The organism is Streptomyces sp. NPDC038135, from assembly GCF_055601245.1.
Window position 1 is genome coordinate 243,989 of sequence record NZ_JBVJXS010000008.1, and the last position, 15,431, is coordinate 259,419.

Below are 15,431 nucleotides of genomic sequence, written 5' to 3' on the forward strand. Positions count from 1 at the left end.
GTGCACAGTTCTCCCTGCGCGCTTGATTCATACCGACGAGTAGCCAGGGAGTGCCCGTGACCAGCTGGGCCGGCCGGACCGCCGCCGACATCGCCGCGGCCGTACGCGAGAAGGACGTCACGCCACGGCAGGTGGTGGCGGAGCACCTCGCCCGGATCGAGCGCCTCGACGGCCGGATCGGGGCCTTCCGCACCGTGCGGGCCGAGGCGGCGCTCGCGGAGGCGGACGAGGTGGCGGCGCGGGCCGACCTGGCCGGACTGCCGCTCGCGGGGGTGCCGGTGGCGGTCAAGGACAACCTGGCGGTGCGCGGCGAGTCGCACCGCAACGGCTCCGCCGCCACGCCGGACGAACCGGCCGCCGAGGACCATGTGACGGTGGCCCGGCTGCGGGCGGCCGGCGCCGTGGTCGTGGGCCTGACGAACGTGCCCGAGCTGTGCGTCTTCGGCACCACGGAGGGCGTCCACGGCACCGCCCGCAACCCCTGGGACCTCTCCCGTACGGCGGGCGGCTCCTCCGGTGGCAGCGCGGCGGCGGTGGCCGCGGGCCTGGTGCCGCTGGCGCTCGGCAACGACGGCATGGGCTCGCTGCGCATCCCGGCGGCCAACTGCGGGCTGGTCACGCTGAAGCCGGGGCACGGGGTGGTGCCGGCCGGGATCGGCAACGGCGACTGGTTCGGCATGTCGGAGAACGGGCCGCTGGCCACCACGGTCGGGGATCTGCGGCTGATGCTCTCGGTGCTCGCGGACACCGGGTTCCCGGGACGCGCGGAGCGCAAGCCGCTCCGCGTCGCCGTCGCGCTGCGCAGCCCGCTCGCCGGGGTGAGCGTCAGCAGGCCGTACACGACCGCGGTCCGGGAGGCGGCCGGGGCGCTGGCGGGGGCCGGGCACCGGCTCCGGCGCGCGGAGCCGCCGTATCCGCTCTCCCTCGGCGTGACCTCGCTGCGGCACTGGACGGCGGGCACGGCGGTGGACGCGGAGGGTCTGGACCCGGCGCTGCTGGCCCGGCGGACCCGGGTGCACGCGGCGGTGGGCCGCCGCTTCGTCCGGTCGGTCCGCTCCGGGGACCAGCGGGAACGCCTGCGCGCCCGGCTCACCCCGTTCCTCACCGAGCACGACGTACTGCTGACCCCGGCCCTCGCCCGCCGCTCCCCCGAGGCGGCCCCCTGGCACGAGCGCGGCTGGCTGCGCAACATCCTGGCGAACACCGCCTACTCGCCCTTCACCCCGCCGTGGAACCTGACCGGCTGGCCGGCGATGTCGGTCCCCTTCGGCGTCCTGCCCTCGGGCGCGCCCTGCGCCGTGCAGCTCGTGGCGCTGCCGGGCCGGGAGGCGGATCTGCTGGCGCTGGCGCAGGAGCTGGAGACACTGCGCCCGTGGTCCCGGACGGCGCCGCTGCCGGACCCGGCGGACGGGGCCTGAGGCGGTCGCGCGAGGAGCCGGCCGACGGCCGGCTCCTCGGATCGGTATGGGCGTGTGCCTGTCACGCCCGTACCCGTGACGACCTGATCGGCCCGGCGGTCAGTCCACGCTGGGCAGGATGTGGGGTTCGGCGAGGTCCTCCTCGTACCCGGCGAGGCGGATGGGCGCGGACCGGGCCCACACGTCGAGGCTGCCGAGTTCTCCGTGCCGCCGGCCGGCGCGCTCGCCGCGTTCCGTGGGGCGTTCGTCGAGATTCGTCTTCTCCGGTGTCACCGCGCACTCCTTATGTGTCGGGCTCACCCTCGGGGCATACCGCACAGCTGCGCTCCGGCACTCGTGCCCGCTCGGGTCTGGATGGAAGGCCAGTCGGACGCGGTGGCGCCGGTACGGACGATGGGTGTGGGTGGGACCCGGTACTGCTGTCCGCGTCCTCCAGATTAACCAAATGAGCGGACAGCCGCTCGATAGGGAGTGCAAACAAGGTGTAACTATCGGGAGTCGTCCGACCCCCCAATGCCTCTCAATATGCGGCTATCTGCCACAAAGCGCATCACTCGTCGACCCAAACGAATCACCCACTCGGCTCATCAGGCGAACACGCCTTCGAATCCGAGTGGGCTTCTTCGGTCACCGGGGGTGCGGACTCACCACTTCCCGGGCGCGTAGTCCTTCATGAAGACGCCGTACAGGTCCTCGCCCGCCTCGCCGCGCACGATCGGGTCGTATACACGGGCCGCGCCGTCGACCAGGTCGAGGGGCGCGTGGAAGCCCTCCTCGGCCAGCCGCAGCTTCTCGAAGTGCGGACGCTCGTCGGTGATCCAGCCGGTGTCGACGGCGGTCATGAGGATGCCGTCCGTGTCGAACATCTCCTGGGCGCTGGTCCGCGTCACCATGTTCATGGCCGCCTTCGCGGCGTTGGTGTTCGGGTGTCCGGCGCCCTTGTAGCCGCGGCTGAAGACGCCCTCCATCGCGGAGACGTTCACCACGTAGGCACGCCCGCGGCCGGCCCGTCGCGCGGCCTCCGCCATGGCCGGGCGCAGCTTGCTGATGAGGATGAACGGCGCCGTGTAGTTGCAGAGCTGGGTCTCGAGCAGCTCCACCGGGGAGATCTGCTCGATGGTCTGCACCCAGGTGTTGGAGTCGACCACGTCCGGGACGAGGCCGCCCGCGTCGATGGCCGTGCCGTCGAGGTGCCGGGCGACGCTGGCGTTGCCCGCGACGAGGGCGAGGTCCGCGACCTTCTGCGCGTCCAGGCCGCTGGTGCCGACGGGCAGCGCGGCTATCCCGTCGACGGCGCCGGAGTTGAAGGCTCCGATGACGTGGTGGGAGGGCAGTTCACCGGCGGGCAGCGGCGCGCTCTCGCCGTCCACCAGGGCGGCGTACGCGGAGGGCAGCCGGCGCACGGTCTGCGTGGCGTTGTTGATCAGGATGTCGAGCGGGCCGGCCTCGGCGACCTGCTCGGCCAGGGCCACTGCCTGCGCCGGGTCGCGCAGGTCGATGCCGACGACCTCCAGCCGGTGCAGCCAGTCCGCCGAGTCCTCCATCGCCTTGAAGCGGCGGATGGCGTCCTTGGGGAAGCGGGTGGTGACGGTCGTGTGCGCACCGTCCCGCAGCAGCCGGAGCGCGATGTACATGCCGATCTTGGCACGGCCGCCGGTGAGCAGGGCGCGCTTGCCGGTGAGGTCGGCGCGGGCGTCCCGCTTGGCCCGGTTCTCGTCGGCGCACTTCTGGCAGAGCTGGTGGTAGAAGTAGTCGACCTCGACGTACCGCTGCTTGCAGACGTAGCAGGAGCGGGGGCGCTGGAGGATGCCGGCGATCCGGCCCTCGCCGGTCTTGGACGAGGGCAGGATGCCCTCTGTCTCGTCGTCGATGCGCTCGGCGGACCCCGTGGCGGTGGCCTCGGTGACGGCACGGTCGTGCGCGGTCTTGGCGGCGCGGCGCTCCTGGCGGCGGCGCTGCTTGACCGTACGGTAGATGTGCGAGGTGGCGCGGCGCACCGCGATCGCGTCGGGGTGGTCGACGTCGAGCCGGTCGAGCTCATCGAGCACGCTCAGGCAGACGGCGAGCCGCTCGGGGTCGATACCGGGTCCGTGGACCACCTCTTCCACGGTTGCGTCCGTGGGGACGGCCATGGCTGCCTCCATGGGCACGGAACCGTCCTCTGTCACCGTCATCGCGCTGCCGCTTCCCTGATCACCCGCGCAGCGCTCCGACTCGCGCCCGCTTTCGAACGGGGAATTTTACGTAGCGGTGCACCCTTCGGCCAAACCGCTCCCCCGGACCCGGCCCCCGCCCGCCGCCCCACCGCGCTGAGCTGCGGCGACGTCCGTCGCCCGCCCGGTCGGCGGCCGGCCCGGGCACGGCTCCGCCCCGGTCCGCCGGGCAGGCGGGCCGGGGCGGTGCCGCAGGGCCGGTCCTCAGGCGTCGCAGACGGTGAGCAGGTCCCGCACCTCCTCCGACACCGCGCGGGCGAACACGTCCAGGTCGGGCACGGCCCGGGCGTCCGCGACCAGGCCGTAGTGCACATGACCCCGGTACGTGGAGATCGCGACCGCCAGCGACTGCCCCGGCGCGAGCGGGGCCAGCGGATACACCTCCGTCAGCTCGTGACCGCCCAGCCGCAGCCCGAGCCCCGGCAGCGGCACGCTCGTGACCAGGATGTCGAACCAGAGCCGCGCGGCCTGGCCGACCAGCGGTCCGGCGAGCCGGTGGCCGAGGGCCGGTACGTGGTCGGCGAGCAGCGCGACCGCGCCGGCGCCCCGGTTCGGCCCCGCGTCCTTGTTGCGGACCATCGCCGTGCGGACGGCGTCGAGCCGGCGCAGCGGATCGGGGTCGTCCACCGGAAGCCGTATCAGGTACCCGGAGAGCCGGTTGCCCTGTGGGTGCGCGGTGCGCGGACGGCGCCGGGAGACCGGGATGAGGGCGCGCGGCGCCACGTTCCCGGTGTCCTCGCCGCGCGCGTCCAGCCAGCGGCGCAGCGCTCCGGCGACGACGGCGATGAGCACGTCGTTGACGGTGCCGCCGGCGCTCTTGCGGACCCGGTGCACGTCGTCGATGTCGAGGACCACCCCGGCCGTGCGGCGGGTGCCGCTGGGCTCGGACGTCAGCGCGGACGAGGGGCGCATGCCGAGGGTGGACCGGGCGAGCGAGGCGCCGATGTCCAGGGCCCGGCCCACGTCGGACAGCGCGTCCCGGACCAGGCCGGGCATCATGCCGGGCAGCCGGCGCACGTCGGACAGGACGTAGGAGAGCGGGCCGCGCGGCGGCTCGACGGGGCGCGGGGCGCGCTCGGGCAGGTCGACCGGGTCGAGCACGCCGGCGGCCAGCTTCAGCGCGCGCAGCCCGTCGGCGAGGGCGTGGTGGAACTTGAACAGCACGGCGAAGGAGACGCCGTCCTCGCCGGGCAGTACGTGCGCCTCCCACGGCGGGCGGTCGCGCTCCAGCGGCCGTTCCATCAGCCGGCCCGCGACCGCGTGGAAGTCGGCGGTCGGCGCGTGCAGGCGTACGTGGTCCAGCGGGTCGAAGTCCGGGACGGGTTCGCGGGTGGCGCCGCCGAACGCGAGCGGCTGCCAGGTGTCCCGGATGCGCATGCGCAGGCCCGGCACGGCGGCGGCGCGGGCGGCCAGCAGGTCGGCGGCGTGCGCGCCCGCGGTGGGCGAGTGCGCGCCGAACACGCCGAGCGCGCCCAGGTGCATCGGGTGCCGTTCGGACTCGATGTTCCAGAAGGCGAGGTCGAGGGGAGCGAGCAGGTCGGAGGTCAAGGCTTGCCTCGCACGTCGACGACGGGGGTGAACCAGAAGTCAATCCCCGAGAGGCGATTACGGTCAAGTACGATCGTGCTACGGACAGTTAACGGCGTATTAAGTCCTGCCCCTGTGAGAAGGGCGGGACTCCCGAGACGTCCGAGGTCGGCGGAGGTCATCGCAGGACGGGGGGAGCGGCCGAGGACGCCGTACCCCACTCCGACGGGCGCGGGCCGACCGTGAACGCGAGCGTGCGCAGGGAGCGCAGCGCGGCCGTGCGCAGATACGTCCGCGCGTGCGGCGCCCCGTCCGTGCGGACGCCCTGGATGTAGCGCGCGGCGGCCGAGGTGCCGGGGGCGGTGACGGTGAGCCGGCCGCCGGGCCAGTAGCGGCGGTCCAGGGCGAGGTCGACCCGGTCGAACACCGGGGTGGACAGGCCCCAGGTGTCGTAACCGGGCTGGATCGGGAAGAGCCCGATGGAGGACAGCACGTTCCAGGCGGACATGGTGCCGAGGTCGTCGTTGCCGGTCATGCCGGTGGGCCCGTCGGTGAACAGGGTCAGCGCCGCGTGCACCACGTCCGTGGTCTTCCACGGCTGGCCGGTGGACAGGTACGTGTAGGGGGCGATGAGGTCGGGCTCGTTCATCGGGTTGTACTTGTCGGCGTTGTAGTACGCGTACGCGTCGCCGTGCACCCACACCTCGCGGGCGGTGCGGCCGGGGTCGGCCAGCAGCCGGTCGTAGGCGAAGAAGGCGTCCAGGCGGTCGTTGGCCGCCCGCTCGCCGCCGATCAGTCGGACCACGCCGGGCAGGTCGTGCGGGACCAGCCACTGGTACTGCCAGGCCGTGCCCTCGTGGAAGCCGGGGGCGCGGGCCGGGTCGGACGTGCCGGTGAAGGCGCCGGAGGCGTCGCGGGGGCGGAAGAAGCCGGTTGCCGGGTCGAAGACGGTCCGGTAGTTCCGGGCGCGGGCGGCGTAGCGGTCGGCGTCAGCGCGGTGTCCGAGGCCGCGGGCCATCTGGGCGAGCACGGCGTCGGCGAGGGCGTACTCCAGGGTGACGGAGGCGCCGTGGTGGTAGTCGGAGTCGCCCATCTTGGCGAGCGGGCGGTTCCAGACGTAGGGCGCGAACCCCTGGGCGATGTACTCGGCGTTGGCCTCCCGGCCGATGCCCGGGTAGCCGGCCGGCGGCACGCCGTCGGCGTTCTTCCTGAGCGCCCGGTAGGCCCGCTCCTCGAAACCCTTGAGCAGGCCCATCTGGTACGCGGTGGTCAGGAACGGGGTGACCGGGTCGCCGCTCATGACGTTCGTCTCGACCGGCCCGTAGCCCCACTTGGGCAGCCAGCCGCCGTCCTCGTCGACCTGCACCACCGACCGGGCCATGTCCCGGGCCTCGCGGGGCGCGAGCAGGGCGAGGAGCTGGGCCTGGGTGCGGTAGGTGTCCCACAGGGACCAGTTCTGGTAGTAGGTGAAGCCCCGCGCACGGTGGACGCGGCGGTCCCAGCCGAGGTAGCGGCCGTCGGCGTCGCCGCCGACGTTCGGCGCGAGGAACGAGCGGTACAGCGAGGAGTAGAAGGTGCGGCGCAGGGTGGGGGCGCCGCCCCGCACGCGGACGGTGCCGAGCCGCCGCTCCCACTCCTCGCGGGCCAGCCGCCGCACGGTGTCGAAGGACCGGCCGCCCTCGGCCCGCAGGTTGGCCGCGGCTCCGGCGGCGTCGACGTAGGACAGGGCGGTGGTCGCCTCGACGGTGCGGTCGCGCGCCGTGTCGAAGGTGACGTAGGCGCCGCCGCCGCCGGTGCGCGCGCCGTCGGTGACCTTCGGCCCGTCCCAGGTGCCGTGCGCGGTGAACGGACGGCTGAAGCGGGTGATGGTGTGGACGGTGTAGGGGCCGGTGTCCCGGCAGAACCCGTGGCCGGTGATCTCCGTGCGCACAGTGCGGTCGTCGAGGATCTCGACCTTGCTGCCGCCCGGCCGGTGCAGCGCCTGCGCGGCGTTCAGCAGGACGTTGGCCCGGCCGGTGGCGGGGAAGGTGTAGCGCTGCACGCCGGTGCGCGCGGTCGCGGTGAGTTCGGCGCGGATGCCGGAGTCGAGGCCGACGCGGTAGTAGCCGGGGCTCGCCTCCTCGTCGGCGTGCCGGAACCCCGCGGCGTACTTGGCGTAGTCCGTCTGCGTGACGGCGCCGGTGGTGGGCAGCACGGGCAGGTCGCCGCCGATCCGGCAGCCGACGCCGGACAGGTGGACCAGCGAGAAGCCGCGGACGCGGTTCTGCGTGTAGTCGTAGCCGGTGTTGTGCCCGGTGTCCGGGGAGAGCTGCACCATGCCGAAGGGCACGGCCGCACCGGGGAAGGTGTTGCCCTCGTCCTGGGTCCCGATGAAGGGGTTGACCAGGTCGGTGAGGTGGCCGTCGGTCCGCTCGGCGGCGCGTGCGGCGGGGGTGGCGATCAGCGCGGACGCTGCCATCACCCCGGCCAGGCACAGCCGTGTGCGCCGGGTCCCTCTCATGTCGGATGACCTCCGATGGTTCGACATCGTTGCCTGCATCGTGGCGGGCGAACGAGGCGAACCCGGGCATTCCGGGAGGGTGACGCTGAACGCGTCGCGCGAACACCTGTTCTGACGGGGTGTCGGTCAGTCCACCCGCTGCCCCTTGCCCAGGGCGATCACGCCGCCCTTGGAGACGGTGTACAGCTCGGCGTCCCGCTCGGGATTGACCCCGATCGTCGCGCCGGGCGGGACCTCGACGTTCTTGTCGAGGACGGCGCCGCGCACCACCGCGCCCCGGCCGATGCGCACGTTGTCGTGCAGCACCGAGCCCTGGACGACCGCTCCCGGGTCGACGCGCACCCCCGGCGACAGCACGGAGCGGGTGACCTGGCCGCGGATCAGGCAGCCGGCGCTGATGATGGACTCGCTCGCGATGCCGCCCGCGTTGAAGCGCGCCGGGGAGAGCTGGCCCGAGTGGGTGTAGATGGGCCACTGCCGGTTGTACAGGTTGAAGGCGGGGCGCTCGGCTATGAGGTCCATGTGCGCCTCGTAGTAGGCGTCGAGGGTTCCGACGTCCCGCCAGTAGCCCTGGTCCCGGGTGGTCTCACCGGGTACGTGGTTCTCGCTGAAGTCGTAGAGCTGCGCCTCGCCGCGGGCGGTGAGCTGGGGCAGGATCGAGCCGCCCATGTCGTGCACGGACTGGCTGTCCTCGGCGTCCCGTTGCAGCGCCTCGATGAGGGCCTTGGTGGTGAAGACGTAGTTGCCCATGGAGGCGAACACGCACTCGGGGTCGTCCGCGAGGCCGGGAGGATCGGCCGGCTTCTCCAGGAAGCGCTCCACCGTGCGGCCGTCCGAGCCCGGTCTGATCACCCCGAAGGAGGAGGACTCGGAGCGCGGCACCCGGATGCCGGCCACCGTCACGCCCGCGCCGCCCTCGATGTGCTGGCGGAGCATCTGCCGCGGGTCCATCCGGTAGACGTGGTCGGCGCCGAACACGGCGACGTACTCGGGCTGTTCGTCGTACACGAGGTTCAGCGACTGCAGGATCGCGTCGGCGCTGCCCAGGTACCAGCGCGGGCCGAGCCGCTGCTGGGCGGGGACCGGCGTGACGTAGTTGCCGAGCAGGCTGGACATCCGCCAGGTGGTGGTGATGTGCCGGTCCAGCGAGTGCGACTTGTACTGCGTCAGCACGCAGATGCGCAGCACGTCGGCGTTGACGAGGTTGGACAGGACGAAGTCGACGAGCCGGTAGGTCCCGCCGAAGGTGACCGCCGGTTTGGCGCGGTCGGCGGTGAGCGGCATCAGCCGTTTGCCCTCCCCGCCCGCCAGCACGATACCTAGTACCGAAGGCCCACCACGACGCATGACGGCTCCCCTCACCCCTGGTTCCACCATGGATGCCCCGAGCGGGCCGGACTAAGCCTGCTTGAGGATCTCCTCGTAGAGTCCGGCGGTCCGCCGGGCCACCGCGTCCCAGCCGAACTCGCCCACCGCGCGCAGCCGTCCGGCCTCGCCCATGCGCCCCGCGGCCTCCGGGTCGCCGAGCACGGTGTCCAGCGCCCGGGCGAGGTTCGCCTCGAAGTCGTCGTCCACGTCGACCAGCAGGCCGGTGCGGCCGTCGTCCACGACCTCCGGGATGCCGCCGACCCGGGAGGCCACCACCGGCGTTCCGCAGGCCATGGCCTCCAGGTTGACGATGCCGAGCGGTTCGTACACCGAGGGGCAGACGAACACGGCGGCCCGGGTGAGGAGCTGGATGACCTCGGGGCGCGGCAGCATCTGCGGGATCCAGAGCACGCCCGCCCGGACCCGGCTCAGCTCCTCGTACAGGTCGCGGAACTCGCGGTCGATCTCCGGGGTGTCGGGCGCGCCCGCGCACAGCACCACCTGGGTGCCGGGGTCGATGTCCCGTACCGCGCGCAGCAGATGGGGCACGCCCTTCTGGCGGGTGATCCGGCCGACGAACAGGACGTACGGGCGGGTGGGGTCGACGCCGTGCCGGAGCAGGGCGTCGATGCCGTGGTCCGGGCGGTACAGGGCGGTGTCGATGCCGTTGTGCACGATGTGCACCCGGGCCGGGTCGAGCGCCGGGTAGGAGGCGAGGATGTCCTCGCGCATGGCTCCGGAGACGGCGATCACCCCGTCGGCGGCCTCCAGCGCGGTGCGCTCCGTCCAGCTCGACAGGGCGTAACCGCCGCCCAGTTGCTCGGCCTTCCAGGGACGCAGGGGCTCCAGCGAGTGGGCGGTGACCACGTGCGGGACGCCGTACTGGAGCTTGGCGAGGTGCCCGGCGAGATTGGCGTACCAGGTGTGGGAGTGGACGAGTTCGCGGCCCTCCAGGGCGGCGGCGATGGAGAGGTCCACGGAGAAGGTGCGCAGCGCGTCGTTGGCGCCGTCGAGCGCGGACCAGGGGCGGTGCCGTACGACGCCCACGCCCCGGCCCTCGCCCCAGCAGTGCACCTCGAGGTCGACCAGCGCGGACAGCTCGCGGGCCAGGAACTCCACATGGACGCCCGCGCCGCCGTACACGTCCGGGGGGTACTCCCGGGTCAGCAGTCCCACTCGCACCCGTCAACCCCCTGGCCTCGTCCGTACGTTGCCCTTCATGGTCACCCAGATACGGCGTGCGGGGAAGAGCGCGGCGGCAGGCTGAAGCAGCAGTCGCCGCAGACCCCGCCGCCGGGCACCCGGTAGTACAGGCAGCAGCTGCGGCGGCGGAAGGCCGTCGCCGTCCGGGTGCCGGTGCCGCGCAGCAGCGGGTGGGCGAAGAGCTCGCCGGTGAGGGCGCGGGCCCGCTCCGCCACGTCGGCGCGGCCGTGGGCGCGGGCCCAGCGGTCCAGTTCCCGGGCCGCGCCGGCCAGCGCCGAGCCGGCGTTGCCGCGCAGCAGCCCGGCCGCGATCCCGTAACGGGCCCTCAGGGCCTCCCCTAGGGGTTCCAGATGGCCGTGCAGCACGGTGTCCGCGAGCGCGGCGGCGTCCCCGGGCAGCGGGCGCACCTCGGTCAGCCACAGGTCGTCGGGGGCGGTGGCGACGGGGTCCCAGCGCAGGTGCCGCGGGTCCAGGCCGGGCAGCCTGCCGTACAGCGCGGTACAGGCCAGGGCCACGGACCACAGCCGGGCGGCGAGGCCCTGCTGGCCGATGGAGGCGGAGACCCGCGGCTCAGGGGCGCGCAGCCGGGCGGCGACGGTCTCGACCCGGAGCGTCAGCGCGTCGCGCCGAGCCCCGGGAGCCCGCGCCGCGTACGTCTCCGCGAGGGTCGCGAGGCCTGCCGGCACCGGTTCCGTCGAGTCCGCGTGGGTGCGCAGGACGAAGAAGCCGCCCAGCGGGCGGAGGGCGGCGAGATCGGCGTCGAGGTCCACGGACAGCACTACTACCAGCCCCCCGCGCCGTCGCGGAGCCCGGGTCCGGTCCCCGTTCACACCCGTCCTGGGGATGATCGGAGCGGTGGTGTACTCCATCGGCAGTAGGACCCATTGCGTGCTCAGGTACGACGACGGGGACGGGCCCGGGCGGGCAGAGTGTTCGCCATGACCGCCGACCGTACGCCGCGCCGGGCCCAGGGGGCCCGCCCCGCGCGAAGGAGCCGCAGATGAGCGCCCTCGCGCTGTCCGTGCTGCTGTCGTTCGTCTCCGCCGTCGCCTACGCGGGCGGGGCCATCGTGCAGGAGCAGGTCGCGGTCTCGTGCCCCGACGGCTCGTACGTGCCGCTGCGCCGGGCCGGCTGGTGGGCGGCGCTCGCGCTGAACGGCCTCGGGGGCCTGCTGCACGTCGTGGCGCTGGCCTGCGGCCCGCTCAGTCTGGTGCAGCCGCTGGGCGCCCTGACCATCGTCTTCGCCCTGCCCATGGCGGCGCTGTTCGTCGGCCGCAGGGCCGGGGCGGCCGCCTGGCGCGGCGCGGTCATGGCGACGGTGGGCCTCGCGGGCCTGCTGTCCCTGGTCGGTTCGGCCGACGCGCAGTCCCTCGCCTCCGCCCAGCGGGTGGCCGTCGCCCTGGTCACCGGCGGGGCGGTCGCTGCGCTGGCGTGCGCGGGCCTGGCCGTGCACCGGCACCCCGCCGTGCGCAGCGTGGTGCTCGCGGCCGCCTCCGGGACGGCGTTCGGCATGTCGTCGGTGTTCACCAAGACCGTCGCGGTCGACTGGAGCGACGGGATCGTCCTCGGCGATCTGCCGTCCCTGGCAGTGATCGGGGCGTTCGCGACCGCCGGCGTCGTGCTCTCCCAGGCCTCCTACCGGGGCGGCGGGCTCGCCGCCCCGCTGGCCACGGCGACCGTGGTGAATCCGGTACTGGCCGCCGCGGTCGGCATCCTGATGTTCGGTGAGACGTTCCGCCACGGCGGCGCCGGCACCGTGCTGGCGCTCGGCTGCGCGGTGGTGGCCGCGGGCGGTCTGATCCTGCTCACCACCGAGCGGCTGGAGCACACCCCGGCCGCGGCCGGCGCCGGGCCGGCGGGAACGGGCCCGGACGAGGAGCCTGCGCGGCAGCCGGCTCCGGCACCGGAGGACCCGGCTCTCGTGGACCACGCTCACGCGGTCCCGGCGCAGGGCGACTTGACGCCGGCGGCGTTCGCGGACGTACGGGCGCCCGAGGGCCCCGCCTTCGACGACACGCCGTACGTCCCGCTGTGCGCGAGCATCTACGCCCCGCTGCCGGTCCTGAACGCCTACCGCCCGCGGGTCAGATCCTGACCCCGCCGGCCCGGAGAAAGGCGATCGGGTCGATGTCGGAGCCGAAGCCGGGCCCGGTCCGCACCTCGAAGTGCAGATGCGGGCCCGTGACGTTCCCGGTGGACCCCGACCGGCCGATGCGCTGCCCGGTGGCGACGCTCTGCCCGGCCCGCACGGAGATCGCCGACAGATGGGCGTACTGGGTGTAGTGCCCGCCGGCGTGCCGGATGACCACCTGGTAGCCGTAGGAGCCGCCCCAGCCCGCGGAGACCACCTGCCCGGCCCCCGCCGCCTCGACGCTGGTGCCGGTCGGCACCAGGAAGTCGACGCCGGTGTGATAGCCCTTGGACCAGTGCGACCCGGCCACGTGGTAGCCGGTGCCGACGCCGGCGTGCACCGGGGCGACGAGCGCGTGCCCGCCGGCCGGAGCGTGGTGCCGGGAGGTCTTGTGCTCCGTGTGCCGGGAGCCGGCCGGATGCTCATGCCGCCCGCCGGGCTTCTTCTCCGCGGGTCTCTTCCTCGAAGGCTCCTTCTTCTTCGAGGACTTCTCCTCGGACTTCTCCGGCGGCCGCGGCTTCGACCTGGACTCCGACGTGGGTGCGGTGCCGGTGTGCGGCCGTGTACCGGACGCCGGTGAGGCGGCGCCCCGCAGGCCGAGCCGCTGGCCCGGCAGGATCAGGTCGGGGTCGGAGCCGATGACGGCGCGGTTGCCCTCGTAGAGCTGCCGCCAGCCGCCCCGGACGTGCTGCTCGTCCGCGATGCCGGACAGAGTGTCGCCGCGCACCACCGTGTACATCTCGGCCCGGCCCGCGCGGGACTGCGGCGTCGTCTGCGGCTTCACGTCCCGGACGTCCCGCGTGTCCCGGGCCGGCCCGGACTTCGCCGGGCGGCTCGCGGCGCCGTCCGTGTGCACCCCAGGGGCCGCTCCGCCCTCGCGCAGCCCGGCCCGCACCGAGCACGCCGGCCAGGCGCCGGGCCCCTGGCCGTCGAGGACGTGTTCGGCGACGGCGATCTGCTGGTCCCGGGTGGCGAGGTCGGCGCGCGGCGCGTACCGGGCCCCGCCGTAGGCCTCCCAGGTGGACTGGGTGAACTGCAGCCCGCCGTAGTAGCCGTTGCCGGTGTTGACGTGCCAGTTCCCGCTGGACTCGCAGGCGGCGACCTTGTTCCAGGTGGCCGCGTCGGCCGCGTCCGCGGTACCCGCGGCGACCAGCGGGATCGCGAGTCCGGCGCCGCCCGCCGTGACGGTGAGCGAGGCGCGGTTGATCCTGTTCGGCTGGTACCGGCGATGCCGGCCGCGTACGGCCATGTCCGAAATCCCCTCGGCATGCGTCAGGAGCGGCAAAAGTAAGCGCCGCGAACAGGCCATGACAAGACGGGAAATCGGCCTCCTGTCCGCCTCAAGTGGCCGGGAACGGACCCTCCTTGGACGACATCGCCGGCCATGGTGAGCCGACCGCGGCGTTCCGCGCGTAAACAAGCGTGGCGGGTCGGATGTGCGCTCGCCGTAGCGGCACGTCAGGATGGGCGAGGGTCCGCACGACGGAGCCGTAGTCACGAGGCAGCTAGGGAGCAGGCGGTATGAGCACTTCAGCGCAGATCGGCGTCACCGGGCTCGCGGTCATGGGCCGCAATCTCGCCCGGAACTTCGCGCGCAACGGCTACACGGTCGCCGTGCACAACCGTACGGCGTCGCGGACGCACGCGCTGGTGGAGCAGTTCGGGGACGAGGGCGACTTCGTCGCGGCCGAGACCGCGAAGGAGTTCGTGGCGGCTCTGGAGCGCCCGCGCCGGCTGGTCGTGATGGTCAAGGCCGGCGAGCCGACGGACGCGGTGATCGAGGAGTTCGCGCCGCTGCTGGAACCCGGTGACATGATCATCGACGGTGGCAACGCGCACTTCGCGGACACCCGCCGCCGCGAGAAGGCGCTGCGCGAGCAGGGCATCCACTTCGTGGGCATGGGCGTCTCGGGCGGCGAGGAGGGCGCGCTGAACGGGCCGAGCATCATGCCGGGCGGCCCGAGGGAGTCCTACGACTCCCTCGGCCCGATGCTGGAGAAGATCTCCGCGAAGGCGAAGGACGGGTCGCCCTGTGTCACGCACGTCGGCCCCGACGGCGCCGGCCACTTCGTGAAGATGGTGCACAACGGCATCGAGTACGCCGACATGCAGCTCATCGGCGAGGCCTACCAGCTCCTGCGCGACGTCGCCGGGTACTCCCCCGCGCAGATCGCGGAGATCTTCCGCACCTGGAACACCGGGCGGCTGGACTCCTACCTGATCGAGATCACGGCCGAGGTGCTGTCCCACGTGGACGAGGCCACCGGCAAGCCGTTCGTGGACGTGGTCGTGGACCAGGCCGAGCAGAAGGGCACCGGCCGCTGGACCGTGCAGATCGCCCTCGATCTCGGCGTGCCGGTGTCGGGCATCGCCGAGGCGGTGTTCGCCCGGTCCCTGTCCGGTCACGCGGCGCTGCGCGAGGCGTCCCAGGGCCTGGCCGGGCCGAAGCCCTCGCCACTCGGCGAGGCGGAGGCCGCCGCCTTCGCGGACCGGGTGGAGCAGGCGCTGTACGCGTCCAAAATCGTGTCGTACACGCAGGGCTTCCACGAGATCGCGGCGGGCAGCGAGGAGTACGACTGGGACATCGACCTCGGCGCGGTCTCGGCGATCTGGCGCGGCGGCTGCATCATCCGCGCGGCCTTCCTGGACCGCATCCGCGCCGCGTACGACGCCCGCCCCGACCTGCCGAGCCTGCTGTCGGACGAGACCTTCGCGCAGGAGATCGCCGCGGCGCAGGACGACTGGCGCGAGGTGATCATCGCGGCCACCCGGCAGGGCGTGCCGACGCCCGGCTTCGCGGCGGCGCTGGCCTACTACGACGCGCTGCGCGCCGAGCGCCTGCCGGCGGCCCTGACGCAGGGGCAGCGGGACTTCTTCGGGGCGCACACCTACCGGCGGGTCGACCGGGACGGCTCGTTCCACACGCTGTGGGGCGGGGACCGGTCGGAGGTCGGGGCGTAGCGTTCACGCCCGTCGCGAGGAGGGGGACGGCGGCACCGCCGTCCCCCTCCTCGCGTCTTCAGGTTCAGCTGGTGAGGGGCGGGCCGGGCTCCGGGTCGGGCGTGGGCTCC

Annotated in this window: 11 protein-coding genes; 3 read left to right on the top strand and 8 right to left on the bottom strand. The window is 73.6% G+C overall.

The genetic code is table 11. From position 1 onward, the window contains the following. Nucleotides 1-56: 56 nt before the first annotated feature. Nucleotides 57-1,418 (top strand): amidase, encoded by a 1,362-nt coding sequence (locus ACZ7JA_RS23920; protein ID WP_351667981.1) that lies wholly within the window; start codon nt 57-59, stop codon nt 1,416-1,418. Nucleotides 1,419-1,517: 99 nt separating this feature from the next. Here ACZ7JA_RS23920 and ACZ7JA_RS23925 read toward each other — a convergent pair whose 3' ends face one another. From ACZ7JA_RS23925 to ACZ7JA_RS23955, 7 genes are all read right to left on the bottom strand, one after another. Further along, nucleotides 1,518-1,691 (bottom strand): hypothetical protein, encoded by a 174-nt coding sequence (locus tag ACZ7JA_RS23925; RefSeq protein WP_351667983.1) that lies wholly within the window; start codon nt 1,689-1,691, stop codon nt 1,518-1,520. A gap of 371 nt (nt 1,692-2,062) precedes the next feature. Continuing rightward, nucleotides 2,063-3,592: an SDR family NAD(P)-dependent oxidoreductase gene (locus ACZ7JA_RS23930; protein WP_389301496.1), complete on the bottom strand. Its 1,530-nt coding sequence runs from the start codon at nt 3,590-3,592 to the stop codon at nt 2,063-2,065. A 243-nt stretch (nt 3,593-3,835) separates the two neighbouring features. Next, nucleotides 3,836-5,179, bottom strand: a complete 1,344-nt coding sequence (locus ACZ7JA_RS23935; RefSeq protein WP_351667987.1) for a wax ester/triacylglycerol synthase family O-acyltransferase — start codon at nt 5,177-5,179, stop codon at nt 3,836-3,838. 157 nt (nt 5,180-5,336) lie between these two features. After that, nucleotides 5,337-7,658, bottom strand: coding sequence for a GH92 family glycosyl hydrolase (locus tag ACZ7JA_RS23940; protein ID WP_351667989.1), 2,322 nt, complete (start codon nt 7,656-7,658; stop codon nt 5,337-5,339). A gap of 126 nt (nt 7,659-7,784) precedes the next feature. Continuing rightward, nucleotides 7,785-9,005 (bottom strand): glucose-1-phosphate adenylyltransferase, encoded by a 1,221-nt coding sequence (gene glgC, locus ACZ7JA_RS23945; RefSeq protein WP_351667991.1) that lies wholly within the window; start codon nt 9,003-9,005, stop codon nt 7,785-7,787. A gap of 51 nt (nt 9,006-9,056) precedes the next feature. Beyond that, the gene (glgA, locus tag ACZ7JA_RS23950; protein WP_470810279.1) at nt 9,057-10,208 is read right to left on the bottom strand and encodes a glycogen synthase; all 1,152 of its coding nucleotides are present in this window, start codon (nt 10,206-10,208) and stop codon (nt 9,057-9,059) included. 41 nt (nt 10,209-10,249) lie between these two features. Next, nucleotides 10,250-10,999 (bottom strand): (2Fe-2S)-binding protein, encoded by a 750-nt coding sequence (locus ACZ7JA_RS23955; protein ID WP_470810546.1) that lies wholly within the window; start codon nt 10,997-10,999, stop codon nt 10,250-10,252. A 230-nt stretch (nt 11,000-11,229) separates the two neighbouring features. Between ACZ7JA_RS23955 and ACZ7JA_RS23960 the strand changes: the two genes are divergently transcribed. Further along, nucleotides 11,230-12,324, top strand: a complete 1,095-nt coding sequence (locus ACZ7JA_RS23960) for a DMT family transporter (protein ID WP_470810281.1) — start codon at nt 11,230-11,232, stop codon at nt 12,322-12,324. Here the strand turns inward: ACZ7JA_RS23960 and ACZ7JA_RS23965 are convergent. Continuing rightward, nucleotides 12,314-13,609 (bottom strand): transglycosylase family protein, encoded by a 1,296-nt coding sequence (locus ACZ7JA_RS23965; protein WP_351667999.1) that lies wholly within the window; start codon nt 13,607-13,609, stop codon nt 12,314-12,316. The two genes, ACZ7JA_RS23960 and ACZ7JA_RS23965, sit on opposite strands and share 11 nt — an antisense overlap. 272 nt (nt 13,610-13,881) lie before the next feature. On the opposite strand from ACZ7JA_RS23965, the gene gndA reads away from it, so the two are divergent. Beyond that, entirely contained in the window at nt 13,882-15,321 is a 1,440-nt protein-coding gene (gene gndA, locus ACZ7JA_RS23970) for an NADP-dependent phosphogluconate dehydrogenase (RefSeq protein WP_470810284.1), read from the top strand. Nucleotides 15,322-15,431: the final 110 nt, after the last annotated feature.

Coding starts and splice junctions, on each gene's coding strand:
- ACZ7JA_RS23930 (WP_389301496.1), bottom strand. CDS start 3,592: ATGACGGTGACAGAGGACGGTTCCGTGCCCATGGAGGCAGCCATGGCC.
- ACZ7JA_RS23940 (WP_351667989.1), bottom strand. CDS start 7,658: ATGAGAGGGACCCGGCGCACACGGCTGTGCCTGGCCGGGGTGATGGCA.
- glgC (WP_351667991.1), bottom strand. CDS start 9,005: ATGCGTCGTGGTGGGCCTTCGGTACTAGGTATCGTGCTGGCGGGCGGG.
- ACZ7JA_RS23960 (WP_470810281.1), top strand. CDS start 11,230: ATGAGCGCCCTCGCGCTGTCCGTGCTGCTGTCGTTCGTCTCCGCCGTC.
- ACZ7JA_RS23965 (WP_351667999.1), bottom strand. CDS start 13,609: ATGGCCGTACGCGGCCGGCATCGCCGGTACCAGCCGAACAGGATCAAC.
- gndA (WP_470810284.1), top strand. CDS start 13,882: ATGAGCACTTCAGCGCAGATCGGCGTCACCGGGCTCGCGGTCATGGGC.